General features: G+C 70.6%; 13 protein-coding genes. 9 read left to right on the plus strand and 4 right to left on the minus strand.

What is annotated here, in order from left to right:
• Nucleotides 1-9 precede the first annotated feature (9 nt).
• The gene (locus ACTJI1_RS15525; protein WP_440743352.1) at nucleotides 10-2,376 is read left to right on the plus strand and encodes an arylsulfatase; all 2,367 of its coding nucleotides are present in this window, start codon (nucleotides 10-12) and stop codon (nucleotides 2,374-2,376) included.
• On the opposite strand, the gene ACTJI1_RS15530 is transcribed toward ACTJI1_RS15525, so the two are convergent.
• A complete protein-coding gene (locus ACTJI1_RS15530) occupies nucleotides 2,360-3,322 on the minus strand; it encodes a formylglycine-generating enzyme family protein (protein WP_440743353.1) in 963 nt (320 codons plus the stop codon). The genes ACTJI1_RS15525 and ACTJI1_RS15530 overlap by 17 nt on opposite strands.
• A gap of 253 nt (nucleotides 3,323-3,575) precedes the next feature.
• Between ACTJI1_RS15530 and kdpF the strand changes: the two genes are divergently transcribed.
• The 7 genes from kdpF to ACTJI1_RS15565 are packed head-to-tail and all read left to right on the plus strand — an operon-like array spanning nucleotide 3,576 to nucleotide 10,132.
• Entirely contained in the window at nucleotides 3,576-3,665 is a 90-nt protein-coding gene (gene kdpF, locus ACTJI1_RS15535) for a K(+)-transporting ATPase subunit F (RefSeq protein ID WP_440743354.1), read from the plus strand.
• A 2-nt stretch (nucleotides 3,666-3,667) separates the two neighbouring features.
• Nucleotides 3,668-5,356 carry a potassium-transporting ATPase subunit KdpA gene (kdpA, locus tag ACTJI1_RS15540; protein WP_440743355.1) on the plus strand — a complete coding sequence of 563 codons (1,689 nt, stop codon included), beginning with the start codon at nucleotides 3,668-3,670 and terminating at the stop codon, nucleotides 5,354-5,356.
• 2 nt (nucleotides 5,357-5,358) lie between these two features.
• Nucleotides 5,359-7,515: a potassium-transporting ATPase subunit KdpB gene (gene kdpB / locus ACTJI1_RS15545; RefSeq protein WP_440743356.1), complete on the plus strand. Its 2,157-nt coding sequence runs from the start codon at nucleotides 5,359-5,361 to the stop codon at nucleotides 7,513-7,515.
• Nucleotides 7,516-7,538: 23 nt separating this feature from the next.
• Complete coding sequence (kdpC, locus tag ACTJI1_RS15550) at nucleotides 7,539-8,162, plus strand: K(+)-transporting ATPase subunit C (protein ID WP_440743357.1); 624 nt, start codon at nucleotides 7,539-7,541, stop codon at nucleotides 8,160-8,162.
• 37 nt (nucleotides 8,163-8,199) lie between these two features.
• Entirely contained in the window at nucleotides 8,200-8,802 is a 603-nt protein-coding gene (gene dcd, locus ACTJI1_RS15555; RefSeq protein WP_310131905.1) for a dCTP deaminase, read from the plus strand.
• Between the two features lie 45 nt (nucleotides 8,803-8,847).
• The gene (locus ACTJI1_RS15560) at nucleotides 8,848-9,375 is read left to right on the plus strand and encodes a hypothetical protein (protein ID WP_440743358.1); all 528 of its coding nucleotides are present in this window, start codon (nucleotides 8,848-8,850) and stop codon (nucleotides 9,373-9,375) included.
• A 10-nt stretch (nucleotides 9,376-9,385) separates the two neighbouring features.
• Nucleotides 9,386-10,132 carry a glycoside hydrolase family 16 protein gene (locus ACTJI1_RS15565; RefSeq protein ID WP_440743359.1) on the plus strand — a complete coding sequence of 249 codons (747 nt, stop codon included), beginning with the start codon at nucleotides 9,386-9,388 and terminating at the stop codon, nucleotides 10,130-10,132.
• An 85-nt stretch (nucleotides 10,133-10,217) separates the two neighbouring features.
• Here the strand turns inward: ACTJI1_RS15565 and idi are convergent, their stop codons facing one another.
• Entirely contained in the window at nucleotides 10,218-10,769 is a 552-nt protein-coding gene (idi, locus tag ACTJI1_RS15570) for an isopentenyl-diphosphate Delta-isomerase (protein WP_310131901.1), read from the minus strand.
• Nucleotides 10,770-10,778: 9 nt separating this feature from the next.
• Entirely contained in the window at nucleotides 10,779-11,909 is a 1,131-nt protein-coding gene (locus ACTJI1_RS15575) for a hypothetical protein (RefSeq protein ID WP_440743360.1), read from the minus strand.
• 55 nt (nucleotides 11,910-11,964) lie between these two features.
• Here ACTJI1_RS15575 and ACTJI1_RS15580 point away from each other — a divergent pair, with 55 nt between their 5' ends.
• Nucleotides 11,965-12,633: a MarR family winged helix-turn-helix transcriptional regulator gene (locus tag ACTJI1_RS15580; RefSeq protein WP_440743361.1), complete on the plus strand. Its 669-nt coding sequence runs from the start codon at nucleotides 11,965-11,967 to the stop codon at nucleotides 12,631-12,633.
• Nucleotides 12,634-12,717: 84 nt separating this feature from the next.
• On the opposite strand, the gene ACTJI1_RS15585 is transcribed toward ACTJI1_RS15580, so the two are convergent.
• Nucleotides 12,718-14,145, minus strand: coding sequence for an MFS transporter (locus ACTJI1_RS15585; RefSeq protein ID WP_440743362.1), 1,428 nt, complete (start codon nucleotides 14,143-14,145; stop codon nucleotides 12,718-12,720).
• Nucleotides 14,146-14,235 lie beyond the last annotated feature (90 nt).

The following is a 14,235-nucleotide window of genomic DNA, read 5'->3' on the forward strand; positions in this document are numbered from 1 at the left end:
GAGGACGTCATGAATCCCGACCGCCACGCGCGCACCATGCTGCCCATCCCGGATCGGCCGTTGCCGGGTCTGACGACGTATGACGCGAAGGATCCGGAGACGTCGTATCCGCCGATCGAGCCGTTGCGGCCGCCGTCGGGTGCGCCGAACGTGCTGGTGATCCTGGTGGATGATGCGGGGTTCGGCTCCTCGAGCGTGTTCGGGGGGCCGTGCCGCACGCCGAACGCGGAGAAGCTCGCGGCGGGCGGGTTGACGTACAACCGGTTCCATACGACGGCGTTGTGCGCTCCGACGCGGGCGGCGCTGCTCAGTGGCCGGAACCATCATTCGGTGGGGATGGGCAGCATCACCGAGACGGCCACCTCGGCGCCGGGGAACAGTTCGTTGCGGCCGAACACGAAGGCGCCGCTGGCGATGACGTTGAAGCTGAACGGGTACTCGACGGCGCAGTTCGGCAAGTGCCACGAGGTGCCGGTGTGGCAGTCCTCGCCCATGGGCCCGTTCGACGCGTGGCCGTCGGTAGGCGGCGGGTTCGAGACGTTCTACGGGTTCATCGGCGGGGAGAACAACCAGTGGGACCCGTCGCTGTACGACGGCACCACACCGGTCGAGCCGCCCGCGACACCGGAGCAGGGGTACCACCTGACGGAGGACCTGGCCGATCACGCGGTGACGTGGATCCGGACGCAGAAGGCGTTGATGCCGGACAAGCCGTTCTTCGTCTACTTCGCGCCCGGCGCCACCCACGCCCCGCACCATGTGCCGCAGGAGTGGGCGGACAAGTACGCGGGTGCGTTCGCCGACGGGTGGGATGTGCAGCGGGAGAAGACCTTCGCCCGGCAGAAGGAGCTGGGGGTCATCCCCGCCGACGCGCAACTCACTCCCCGGCATGCGGAGATCCCGGCGTGGGATGACATGCCCGCCGAGCTGAAGCCCGTGCTGGAGCGCGAGATGGAGGTCTACGCGGGCTTCATGGAGCACACCGACCACCACATCGGCCGCATCATCGACACGATCGAAGACCTCGGCATCCTCGAGGACACGATCATCTACTACATCATCGGCGACAACGGCGCCTCCGCCGAGGGCACCCTCAACGGCGCATTCAACGAGATGGCCAACTTCAACGGGATGGCAGCGCTGGAGACCCCGGAGTTCCTCACCTCCAAGATCGGCGAGCTGGGCAGCCCCAGCTCCTACAACCACTACGCGGTCGGCTGGGCGTGGGCGATGGATGCGCCCTTCCAGTGGACCAAGCAGGTCGCCTCCCACTGGGGCGGCACCCGCAACGGCACCATCATCCACTGGCCCAACGGCATCACCGACAAGGGCGGGCTGCGCTCGCAGTTCACCCACGTCATCGACGTCGCCCCGACCATCCTGGAAGCCGCAGGCCTTCCCGAACCCACCATGGTCAACGGCGTTCAGCAGTCCCCCATCGAGGGAACCAGCATGCTGTACTCCTTCAACGAGCCCGCCGCCCCGGAGCGCCACACCCTGCAGTACTTCGAGATGTTCGGCAACCGCGGCATCTACCACAAGGGCTGGAGCGCGGTCACCAAACACCGCACCCCCTGGGAGCTGGTCGGCGGAGCACTGCGCGCGTTCGACGACGACGTCTGGGAGCTGTACGACGGCAGCGTCGACTACAGCCAGGCGCACGACCTGTCGACCGAGGACCCGCACCGGCTCCACGAGCTGCAACGGCTGTGGCTGATCGAGGCCGTGAAGTACAACGTCCTGCCCATCGACGACCGCGGCGCCGAACGTCTCAACCCCGAGCTGGCGGGCCGGCCCTCGCTGATCCACGGGAACACGCAGCTCCTCTTCCCCGGGATGGGACGGCTGTCGGAGAACAGCGTCCTGAGCATCAAGAACAAGTCGTTCTCCGTGACCGCGGAGCTCGACGTGCCCGACGGCGGCGCGAACGGGGTCGTCATCGCGCAGGGCGGCCGTTTCGGCGGGTGGAGCGTCTACGTCAAGGACGGGCTCGCCACGTTCGTCTACAACGTCCTCGGCATCCACGAGTTCCGGATCGTCGCGTCGAAAGCGCTCGAGCAGGGGCGGCACCAGGTGCGGATGGAGTTCGCCTACGACGGCGGCGGCCTCGCCAAGGGAGGGGACGTCACGCTGTACTACGACGGTGACGAGGTCGGGTCGGGCCGGGTCGGCGCCACCCAGCCCATGATCTTCTCCGCCGACGAGACCACCGACATCGGCTTCGAATCGGGGACAGCCGTGACCGCCGACTACGAGCCGGCGACCAGCCGTTTCACCGGGAGGATCCACTGGGTGCAGCTGGATGTCGGCGTCGACGACGCGGACCACTTCATCGACCCCGAGGAGCGGTTCCGGATCGCTATGGCTCGGCAGTGACGAACGCGGCCCGGCCGGGGGCGCAGCAGTCGTGCATCTCCGACGCCGCCTCCGCCGCCGGGAGGTCGATCGTCGAGGCCGCGGCGGAGACCACGGTCCGGAACCCGGCGTTGGCCATGGCGGAGTCGGGCGTGTTCTGCGACCGCGCCGAGTTGCGGTAACGGTTGCAGTAGGAGTCGTGGCAGAGGAACGACCCGCCGCGCAGGACGCGTTGCGTGCCGCCCTCCGGGCCGGTCGGCCCGACGGCGGCGGCGTTCCCGTAGTACACCGCCGAGTACCAGTCCTGGCACCACTCCCAGACGTTGCCGACGGTCTGGTAGAGGCCGTACCCGTTGGGCGCGAAGTGGACGGCCGGGGCGGTGGTGAGGAACCCGTCGGACAGGTCGTTGCTCACCGGGAACACGCCCTGCCACACGTTGCAGTTCCACTCGCCGTCGCTCAGCAGCTCGTCGCCCCACGGGTACCGGGCGCCGTCGAGCCCCCCACGGGAGGCGTACTCCCACTCCGCTTCGGTCGGGAGCCGGCGGCCGGCCCAGCGGCAGTACGCTTGCGCGTCGTTCCAGCTGACCTGGACGACCGGATGGTCGCCGAGCCCGTCGAGGTCGGAGCCGCGGCCGCCGGGGTGACGCCAGTCGGCTCCGGCGACGCCCAGCCACCAGGGGGTCTGCGGCGGCCGGCCGAGCACGTCCGCGTCGTCGCCCGCGAAGGCCAGGTGGAACACCGCCGAGTAGCCGAACACCTCGGACTCGGTCCGGTACCCGGTCGCGTCCACGAACGCCGCGAAGTCGTCGTTGGTCACCGAGTGCACGTCGATCGAGAACCCGGCCAGCTCGACAATGTGCAGCGGCGTCTCGCCGTCCGCGTACCGGCCGTCGCCCGTGCGGTCGCCCATCACGAACGACCCGGCGGGGATGTCCGCCTGAGGGATGCGGTGCACGGTGCTCATGGTGACTCCTGCCGACGGGGCCCAGTGTAGGTCGTCCGCCGCGGTCTGGCCGGTCCGGATTCGGAGCGCGGCCCGGCGCGCGGCGGAGGGAAACCGTTAGGACTCGCGCGAAGGCCGTATGGATCCCGTTAGGACCCGTCGTCCGCGTCCCGTCGCGGACTTGCATTGCTCCCATGTTGGATCTCATCTGCGTTGTGGGGATCGTCGCGCTCGGCGCGATCGTCGCCCTCATCGGTCGAGGGGTGGAGAAGCTGTGATCTTCTTCGACCTGCTCGCGGCGGCACTGGCCGTCGCGTCGATCGCCTACCTCGTGTACGCCCTGCTGAAGCCGGAGAAGTTCTAGCGATGCCGGATACGACGACTACCGCTTGGCTCTTCGTGGCCTCCCTCGCCACGCTCATCCTTCTGCTCGGCCTCGCCTACCGCCCCCTCGGCGACTACATGGCCGCGACCTTCACGACCCGCAGAGACCTGACGATCGAGCGCGGGTTCTACCGGCTCATCGGCGTGGACTCGCGCGTCGGGCAGAGCTGGCCGGTCTACCTGCGCAGCGTGCTCGCCTTCTCGATCCTCGGTGTGCTGCTCGTCTACGCGCTCCAGCGCGCGCAGGCCGTGCTGCCGTACTCGCTCGGACTGCCCGCGGTGCCGGAGGGGCTCTCGTTCAACACGGCGATCTCCTTCGTGACCAACACCAACTGGCAGTCGTACTCGCCGGAGGTGACCGTCGGCTACACCGTGCAGCTCGCGGGACTCGCGGTGCAGAACTTCCTCTCCGCCGCGGTCGGTCTCGCCGTCGCGATCACGCTGGTCCGCGGGTTCGCCGCGCACCGCTCGGGCACGATCGGCAACTTCTGGGTGGATGCGACGCGCGCCGTGCTGCGCATCCTGCTGCCGCTGTCCGTGGTGTTCGCGATCGTCCTGATCGCCGGCGGCGCCATCCAGAACTTCGCCGGGTTCACGCACGTGAGCACCCTCACCGGCGGCACGGCGACCATCCCCGGCGGACCGGTGGCGTCTCAGGAGGCTATCAAGCTCCTGGGCAACAACGGCGGCGGCTTCTTCAACGCCAATTCGGCGCACCCGTTCGAGAACCCGACCGCCTGGACGAACCTGGTCGAGATCTTCCTGATGCTCCTGATCCCGTTCTCGCTGCCGCGCACGTTCGGCCGGATGGTCGGCGACAACCGGCAGGGCTACGCCATCCTCGGCGCGATGTCCGCGATCTTCGTCGTCTCGCTGGTCGCGCTCACGCTGTTCGAACTGCAGGGCGGCGGAACGGCCACTCAGGCCGCGGGTGCCGCGCTCGAGGGCAAGGAGCAGCGGTTCGGCATCCTCGGGTCGACCTTCTTCTCGACGACCAGCACCCTGACCTCGACCGGCGCCGTCGACGCGATGCACGACAGCTACACCCCGCTCGGCGGCATGATGACGATGCTCAACATGATGACTGGCGAGGTCGCCCCCGGCGGCATCGGCGCGGGCCTCTACGGCATCCTGATCATCGCGATCATCTCGGTGTTCCTCGCCGGGCTCATGGTGGGACGCACGCCCGAATACCTCGGCAAGAAGATCGGCTCGCGCGAGATCAAGCTGGCGAGCCTGTACATCCTGATGACGCCGACGCTCGTGCTGGTCGGCACCGGGCTCAGCTTCGCCATCCCCGCCGTCCGGGACGAGCTCGAGAAGGTCTCGATCCTCAACCCCGGCCAGCACGGCTTCTCGGAGGTGCTGTACGCCTTCACCTCCGCGGCGAACAACAACGGGTCGGCGTTCGCGGGACTCACCGCGAACACCCCGTGGCTGAACGCGGCGCTCGGCACCGCCATGTTCCTCGGGCGGTTCGTGCCGATCGTGTTCGTCCTCGCGCTCGCCGGATCCCTGGCGGCTCAGGACAGGGTGCCGGCCACCGCAGGCACCCTCCCGACGCATCGACCCCTGTTCGCCGCCTTCGTGGTCGGCGTGGTCGTCGTCGTCGCAGCACTCACCTATTTCCCCGTTCTCGCGCTGGGTCCCCTGGCGGAAGGGCTTCACTGATCATGTCCACTCTCACCGACACCGCGGAGGGCCGCGGTCAGACCCCGTCGCACGGCGGCGCCGCGCCGACCGGCGCGTTCTCCGGCCGCCAGCTGTGGGCCGGCCTGCCCGGAGCGTTCCGCAAGCTCGACCCGCGCGACCTGTGGCACAACCCGGTCATGTTCATCGTCGAGGTCGGCGCGGCGCTGACGACGGTCCTGGCGATCGCGGAGCCGTTCCTCGGCCGGCAGACCTCCGGCGGGACCGTCACGACGCTCGCCTTCACCTGGGCGATCGCCGTCTGGCTGTGGCTCACCGTGCTCTTCGCCACCCTGGCCGAGTCGGTCGCCGAGGGACGCGGCAAGGCGCAGGCGGCCAGCCTGCGGAAGACGCGCACGACCACGGTCGCCAACCGGGTCACGGGCTACGACGCGGCCCGGGATGCGGCGGCGACCGACGCCTCCGTCGAACAGGTGCCGTCGGCCGACCTCCGCCTCGACGACGTCGTGATCGTGTCGGCCGGTGAGCTGATCCCGGGCGACGGCGACATCGTCTGGGGCATCGCCTCGGTGGACGAGTCGGCGATCACGGGCGAATCGGCGCCGGTGGTGCGCGAGTCCGGCGGCGACCGCAGCGCGGTGACCGGCGGCACGCGTGTGCTGTCCGACCGCATCGTCGTGCGGATCACGAGCAAGCCCGGCGAGACCTTCGTCGACCGCATGATCCGGCTGGTCGAGGGCGCGGCGCGGCAGAAGACGCCGAACGAGATCGCGCTCAACATCCTCCTCGCGGCGCTCACCATCGTCTTCGTCGTGGTCGTCCTGGTGCTCGGCCCGACCGCCGGGTACGCGGATGCGGCCCCGAGCGTGACCGTGCTCGTCGCCCTCCTGGTGTGCCTCATCCCGACCACCATCGGCGCGTTGCTCTCGGCGATCGGCATCGCCGGCATGGACCGGCTGGTGCAGCACAACGTGCTCGCCATGTCCGGCCGTGCCGTCGAAGCCGCGGGCGACGTCACGACGCTGCTGCTCGACAAGACCGGGACCATCACGTACGGCAACCGGCAGGCGGCGGAGTTCACGGCGGTGGAGGGCGTAGACCAGCCCCAGCTGGTCAGAGCAGCGGCTCTCGCCTCGCTGAGCGATCCCACGCCGGAAGGATCGTCGGTGGTCGCGCTCGCCGCGGAACTGGGCTTCGTGCACGAGGGCGCCGTCGGCGGCGAGGTGGTGCCGTTCACGGCGCAGACCCGGATGAGCGGCGTCGACTTCGCCGACGGATCCCAGGTGCGCAAGGGCGCCGCATCCATGGTCGTCGCCTGGGCGCAGGAGTCGTCACCGGTGCCGTCCTCGGTCCTCGCCGACCTCGACGCGAAGGTGCTGCGCATCTCGGAGGCGGGCGGCACGCCGCTCGCGGTCGCGACGAAGTCGGCGACGGGGGAGGCGCGCATCCTGGGCGTCATCTACCTCAAGGACATCGTCAAGACCGGCCTGACCGAGCGGTTCGCCGACATGCGCCGGATGGGCATCCGCACGGTGATGATCACCGGCGACAACCCGGTCACGGCGAAGGCGATCGCGGCCGAGGCCGGGGTCGACGACTTCCTCGCCGAGGCGACGCCGGAGGACAAGCTCGCGCTGATCCGGAAGGAGCAGCAGGGCGGCCGCCTGGTCGCGATGACCGGCGACGGCACGAACGATGCACCGGCGCTGGCCCAGGCGGATGTCGGGGTCGCGATGAACACCGGCACCTCGGCCGCGAAGGAGGCCGGCAACATGGTCGACCTCGACTCCGACCCGACGAAGCTGATCGACATCGTCCGCATCGGCAAGCAGTTGCTCATCACCCGTGGCGCGCTCACGACCTTCTCGATCGCGAACGACGTCGCGAAGTACTTCGCGATCATCCCGGCGATGTTCGTGGGGGTGTTCCCCGGACTCCAGGCGCTCAACATCATGCAGCTGCACTCGCCGTCCTCGGCGATCCTGTCCGCGGTCGTCTTCAACGCGATCATCATCGTCGTCCTCATCCCGCTGGCCCTCCGCGGAGTGCGCTACCGGGCGGCCTCGGCCTCCGCGCTGCTGCGCAGCAACCTGCTGATCTACGGGCTCGGCGGCATCATCGCCCCCTTCATCGGCATCAAGCTGATCGACCTGCTGGTCAGCCTCATCCCCGGCTTCTGAAGAAACGGAACGGAACCACTCTCATGAATGCAACGGCACGCGGCACCGGTCGCCAGTACTGGGTCGCCCTCCGGGCACTGCTCATCTTCACCGTCGTGCTCGGCGTCGCCTACCCGCTCGCGGTGACCGGCATCGGCCGGCTCGCCCTCCCGCACCAGGCGGACGGCTCGACCGTCAGCTCCCAGGGCGCGGTCGTGGGGTCCAGCCTCATCGGGCAGTCCTTCACCGACGCGAAGGGGAACGCCCTCCCGCAGTGGTTCCAGTCGCGGCCGTCCGCGGCCGGCGACGGCTACGACGGCGGCGCCTCGAGCGGAAGCAACCTCGGGCCGAACAACCCGGACCTCCTCACGGCGATCCAGCAGCGGAAGGCGGCCATCGAGAAGGTGGACGGCGCGACCGCCGGCAGCATCCCGCCTGACGCGCTGACCGCCTCCGGCTCCGGCCTCGACCCGCACATCTCGCCGGCCTACGCGCTGCTCCAGGTGGATGCGGTCGCCCGCGCCCGCGGGATCGGCGCCGACCGGGTCCGCGCTCTCGTCGAGCAGCACGTGCAGCAGCGCGACCTCGGCTACCTCGGCGAGCCGACCGTCAACGTGCTGGAGCTCAACATCGCCCTGGCGGCGATGGACCCGGACGGGAACCGGTAGCGACCGCCGCCGCGAGCCCACCCGGTAGGCTGGCCCCGTGCTTCTCTCCGATCGCGATATCAAGGCCGAGCTGGGCGCCGGGCGCATCGCCCTCGAGCCCTACGAGCCGGAGATGGTGCAGCCGTCGAGCATCGACGTGCGCCTCGACCGGTTCTTCCGGCTGTTCGACAACCACAAGTACCCGTTCATCGATCCGGCAGTCGACCAGCCCGAGCTGACCCGGTTCGTCGAGGTGGATGCGGACCAGCCGTTCATCCTCCACCCCGGCGAGTTCGTGCTCGGCTCGACGTTCGAGCTGGTCAGCCTGCCCGACGACGTCGCGGCGCGGCTCGAAGGCAAGAGCTCGCTCGGCCGGCTGGGGCTGCTCACGCACTCCACCGCCGGGTTCATCGACCCGGGCTTCTCAGGCCACGTTACGCTGGAGCTCAGCAACGTCGCGACGCTCCCGATCAAGCTGTGGCCGGGCATGAAGATCGGCCAGATGTGCTTCTTCCGGCTGTCGTCCGCCGCCGAGCGCCCCTACGGCTCGGCCGAGTACGCCTCCCGGTACCAGGGGCAGCGCGGGCCGACGGCGTCGCGCTCGTACCTGAACTTCCACCGCACCGACGTCTCCACCACCGAGGCGGGCCGCCCCGCCTGATCCGAGCCGCCAGGCCCGACCGCGGGCCGAAGGGAGTTGCGCACCATGAGCGAGACCACCGACGCCGCGTTCGCACGGGCCCTGATCAGCTCGGGTCCGATGGAGCACAACCCGCAGCGGATGCAGCTCTTCGGCCGTTTGGTCGGCAGCTGGCGCGCGGAGGTGCGGCAGCTCGACGAGGCGACCGGAGTCTGGCGCGAGTACGGCAACGAGTGGATCTTCGCCTACACGCTGGGCGGCCGTGCGGTGCAGGATGTGCTCGTCATCCGCGACGAGGACGACCCCGAGGGCGTCCAGGGCCGCGGGTCGACCGTGCGCGTGTACGACTCCACGCTCGGAGCCTGGCGGGTGAGCTGGTTCGGCGCCGCCGCGGGTGACTTCTGCACCCTGGTGGCCACGCCCTACCGCCGCGACGGGATCCGGCAGGACGGCACGCAGACCGACGGCCGGCCCATCCGCTGGAACTTCTCCAACATCACCGACGACTCGTTCGAGTGGGACGGCTGGGTCTCCGACGACGAGGGCCGCACCTGGTGGCTGGAGCAGCACATCGACGCCGTCCGCACCGGATGAGGGGAGCGCGGTGTTCGACGACTTCGACGACCCCCGGCTCGACCGCAGCGTCTGGCTGCCGCACTACCTGCCGGCGTGGAGTTCGCTCGCCGAGACGCGGGCGACCTACCTCATCCACGACTCCCACCTCGAGCTGAGCATTCCGCCCGACCAGGGGCTCTGGTGCCCGGGCGAGCACACTCCGCCCCTGCGCGTCTCGGGGCTGCAGACCGGCAGCTTCTCCGGACCGGTCGGCTCGACCGTCGGTCAGCAGCCGTTCCGGCCGGGGCTCACCGTGCGGGAGCAGCAGGAGGAGTTCCGCGGCTGCCTGGTGGAGCACGGGACCGTGGGGATGCGCGCATCCCTCTACCTCAGCCCGCGGTCGATGGCGTCGCTGTGGCTCGTCGGCTTCGAGGACGAACCGGAGCGCAGCGGCGAGATCTGCGTCATGGAGGTGTTCGGCCGCGACGTCGAGCCGGAGCAGGCGCTCGTCGGGATGGGCTTCCACGCGTTCCGCGACCCTCGGCTGGCGGAGGACTTCGAGCGCATCCCGCTGCCCATCGACGTCACCGAGCCGCACGCCTACGAGGCGCACTGGGACGGCGACGAGGCCACGTTCCGGGTCGACGGCCGGGTGGTCCGGATGCTGGATGCGCCCCCGCGCTACCCGCTTCAGCTGATGCTGGCGGTGTTCGACTTCCCCGAATGGCCGGACGAACGGGACCCGGGGCACGCGTTCGTCCCCACGCTCTCGGTGGACCGCGTCTGGGCGACCTGACGAGCCGCGACGCATTCGCCTCCGGGTATACGCCCGGAAGAGTTATCCACAGTCAATTACACAGGTGGAAAATAGTGAGCGGGACTCACAGCTGACCCGAAGCTTCGAGGCTGTCGTCGGCGTAGAGAGCCGGCAGCTGCAGTGTGAGCCACGGGCTGAACGCCCACGGGGTCAGCTCGACGGCGCCCAGAAGCGAGCGCGGGTCGACCCACTCCCACTCGGCCACCTCGGAGGCGGACGGGCGGAGGTCGCCGACGACGGTCGCCGTGTAGACCGGACACACCTCGTACTCGACGATGCCCGCCGCATCCACGGCGCGGTAGCGGAAGTCCGGCAGCACCGGCTCCAGGTTGTCGATCGTCGCGCCGAGCTCGTCGGCCGCGCGGCGCCGAACGGCGTCCTCGATCGCCTCGCCCGGGCCGGGGTGGCCGCAGAACGAGTTGGTCCACACCCCGGGCCACGTCGCCTTGCTCAGCGCGCGGCGGGTGACCAGGATGCGGCCCTCCCCGTCGAAGAGGTGGCACGAGAAGGCGAGGTGCAACGGCGTGTCCGTCGTGTGCACCGTCGCCTTGTCCGCGGTGCCGATGGGGGTGCCATCCTCGGCGAGCAGAACGACCTCTTCGCGGGGTGGCGTCATGCGTCCATACTAGGCGGCGCCGTCCGGGGCGGAGCCGGGAGCGTCGTCGGGGGAGACGGCCTCGCCGGTGCCCGGGTTCTGGCTGCGCGCCGGGCGCCAGCCCAGGTTGCGCGCCATCCGCTCCAGCGTCGCCATGGTGGTCGCGTAATCGGCCTCGGTGATGCCGTTGGCCAGTTCCGCCCGCACCGTCGCCACGCGCTCGAAGGCGCGGTCGTGGGCCGCGCGGCCCTCGTCGGTCAGCGTGGCGCTGTCGCCGTCGAACCAGACCCAGCCGCGCTCGACGAAGTCGGACAGCACGCGCTGGATGCGGTGCCCGCGGCGACGGTCGCGATCGAACCCGCCGAAGCGGCGGTCGAAGGGACGGCCGGGGCGTCGAGGACCGAACGGGCCGTAGGCGTAGACGTAGCCGTAGCCCGCGGGGCCGGCCGGGCCGCCGTATGCCCCGGGGAACCCGTGGGCGCCGGCGAAACCGCCGTGTGCCCCGACGGGGAAACCGCCGTACGGGTGCGGCCCGAAGGGGCCGGCCGGCTGTCCGGCACGCAGCGTTCCGAGGGTGAAGCCGCGGTCGAAGCCGCGCAGGTAGCCGCGCTCGACCGCCTCCTCGAAGCCGTGGGGGTGATGGTGTCCGCCGTGGCGGTGGCCGCGCTCGTGATCGCGCTCGTGGTCGTGGTCGTGGTCGTGGTCGCGGTCGTGGCGGTTCGACCCTTGGGGGTCGCCCTCGTGGTGGTCCGGATGCGGCTGGTCGACGCCGTGCCGGTGCCCGTCGCCCTCGCCGCGGTAGCCGTCCCGGCGCGTGTCGCCGGCGGCGACGTCGCGCTCGTCGCGCGGCTCCTGGCCGCGCCATCCCGGGCGGAACCCGTACCCGCGGCGCTCGTCATGCTGCGGCCGCGAGTCCCGGCCGTCGGGGCCGCCGCGTCCGTCGCGGCACGCGCGGTCACCGTGCGGGCCGCCGTGCGGCAGGCGCTCTGCGAGCTGCTCGGCCGTCGCCGGTCCCTCCGCGAGGGTGTGCAGGATGCGCCAGCTTCCGCGGCGCAGTCCCAGGTCGGCCAGCGCGTCGCGCATCCGCTCGTGCAGCAGGCCTTCGATCTCGCCGAACCAGTATCCGGGCGGCGTCTGTGTGGAGTCGTCGATGTTCGTCATCGGGGCTCTCCTTCCAATTACATGTACTGTTACAAGTGAATGTATAGTTACATGCATGAGCGGTGAAGGTCAAGAAGATTCCGGGATTCCGCCGCAAGCGGACATCGTCGCGATGATCGAGCACGCGCTGCTCGCGGTCCGCCGCGACCAGTCGCGGCGCCGTCCGCCGTGGGCGGAGGGCGCGCCCCACGGGCACGGCCACGGACATCACGGCGGCCACTGGGGACCGCCGTTCGGCGGCGCACCCTTCCCCGGTCAGTCCGGCGGCGCACCTTTCGGCGGCATGCCGTTCGGTGACTCCGCGCGTCCCGGCCCCGGCCGGCGGGGCGGGCGCGACGGATCGCTCGGGCGGATCGCCCGCGTGCGCATGCTCGAGGCGCTCGAGGCGGCGGATGCGGAGGGCCGCAGCCTCTCGGTCTCCGGCATCGCCGCTGCGATCGGGGTGGACCAGCCGCGCGCGAGCCGCCTCGTGCAGGAGGGCGTCGAGCGGGGGCTGGTGCGCCGCATCCCGGACCCGTCGGACGCGCGCCGCGCGCTCATCCAGCTCACCACCTCCGGTCGGGCGCTGCTCGAGGAGCTGCGCACCCACCGCCGCTCCTCGGTCGAGACGGCGCTCGCCGCCTTCACGCCGGAGGAGGCGCGCACCTTCGCGGAGCTCTTCGACCGCTTCGTGCGCGCCTGGCCGCGCCCCACCCCGCCCGAGGAGCCGTCGAGCGGAGACTAGACGCTCGAATCCGCGCGGGATTCGAGCATCCACTCACCACTCGTCGCCGAGGCTGCGCGCGGAGCGCGGCGCGCGGCGCGCGGGTCAGGCGCGGCGCGGGGCGCGCACGGGGAGCAGCAGCGCGAGTCCGATCGCGAGCACCAGCACGATCGCCAGGATGCCCCAGAACTGGGCCCCGCCCACCGCGACGAAGATCGCGAACAGCGTCGGCGCGAGGAACGACACCGCGCGACCGGTCGTCGCGTAGAGACCGAACACCTCGCCCTCGCGGCCGGCCGGCGTCACGCGGGCCAGGAACGTGCGGCTGGCCGACTGGGCCGGCCCGACGAACAGGCACAGCACCAGGCCGCCGACCCAGAAGGCCGCGGCGCCGAGGTCGTGCGTGAAGAAGACCGCGAGTCCGGCGACGATCAGGCCGACGAGCGAGGTGACGATGACGGCCTTCGGGCCGAAGCGGTCGTCCAGCCGGCCGGAGAGCAGCGTGCTGACGCCCGCGACGACGTTCGCCGCGATCGCGAAGATGATGACCTGGCCGCTGGTGAAGCCGAACGTCCCCTGGGCCAGGATGCCGCCGAACGTGAACACGCCGACCAGGCCGTCGCGGAACAGCGCCGACGCGATGAGGAAGAGGACGGTGTTCCGGCTCTCCTTCCACAGCCGGCCGATGTCGCGCACCAGCACCGTGTACGACGCGAAGAAGCCGACGCGCGGCGTGCGGGCGTTCGGGGCGATCTCCGGCACCGTGAACAGCACGGGGAGTGAGAACACGAGCGTCCACGCCGCCGCGATCAGCGCGATGATGCGGATGTTCAGGCCGTTCTCGGTCGGGACGTGCAGCAGCCCGCCGTCGCCGACGACCATCCCGAAGTACACGATGAGCAGCAGGACGATGCCGCCCAGGTAGCCGGCGCCCCAGCCGAAGCCGCTGACGCGTCCCACCGTCTTCGGCGTCGAGACCTGCACGAGCATCGCGTTGTAGTTGACGGTGGCGATCTCGTAGAAGATCGTCCCGATGGCGACGAGGACGACGCCGAGCAGGAAGTAGGACGGCTGTCCCACGACGAAGAACATCAGCGCCGTGACGAGCACCACGACCCCGGTGTTGACGCCGAGCCACAGCTTGCGACGGCCGGAGCCGTCGGTGCGCTGGCCCAGCACCGGCGCGATGAGCGCGACGACGATTCCCGCGATCCCGACTCCCCACGCGAGTCCGCTCGACAGCACGGCGACCGCGGCGTCGTAGGCGGTGTGCGCCGGGCCGGACGTTCCGGACTCGGCGTTCTTCGCGCTGACGACGGCCGGGTCGACGAACAGGCTGCTCGTCAGGTAGACGGTGAACACGAACGTCGTGATGACGGCATTGAACGCGGCGCCGCCCCAGTCCCAGAGCGCCCACGACACCACCCAGCGGCGGGGGATGCGGCGATCGGTCGCACTGTCGGCGAAGAGCGGGCTCGTGGTCGTCACCAGGGCGTCGTCGCCCCTGCCGCCCCCCGGGAGTTCCGTGGTCATGCACACAGCGTAGGGCCGCGCGGCTAACGACCGGTGAACGCGATCACCCCATGTCGCCGAGGTGCACCTTGTTGCGCACCCACGCGGCGC

This window comes from Leifsonia sp. 22587, assembly GCF_052044215.1.
Classification (GTDB): Bacteria; Actinomycetota; Actinomycetes; order Actinomycetales; family Microbacteriaceae; genus Leifsonia; species Leifsonia shinshuensis_C.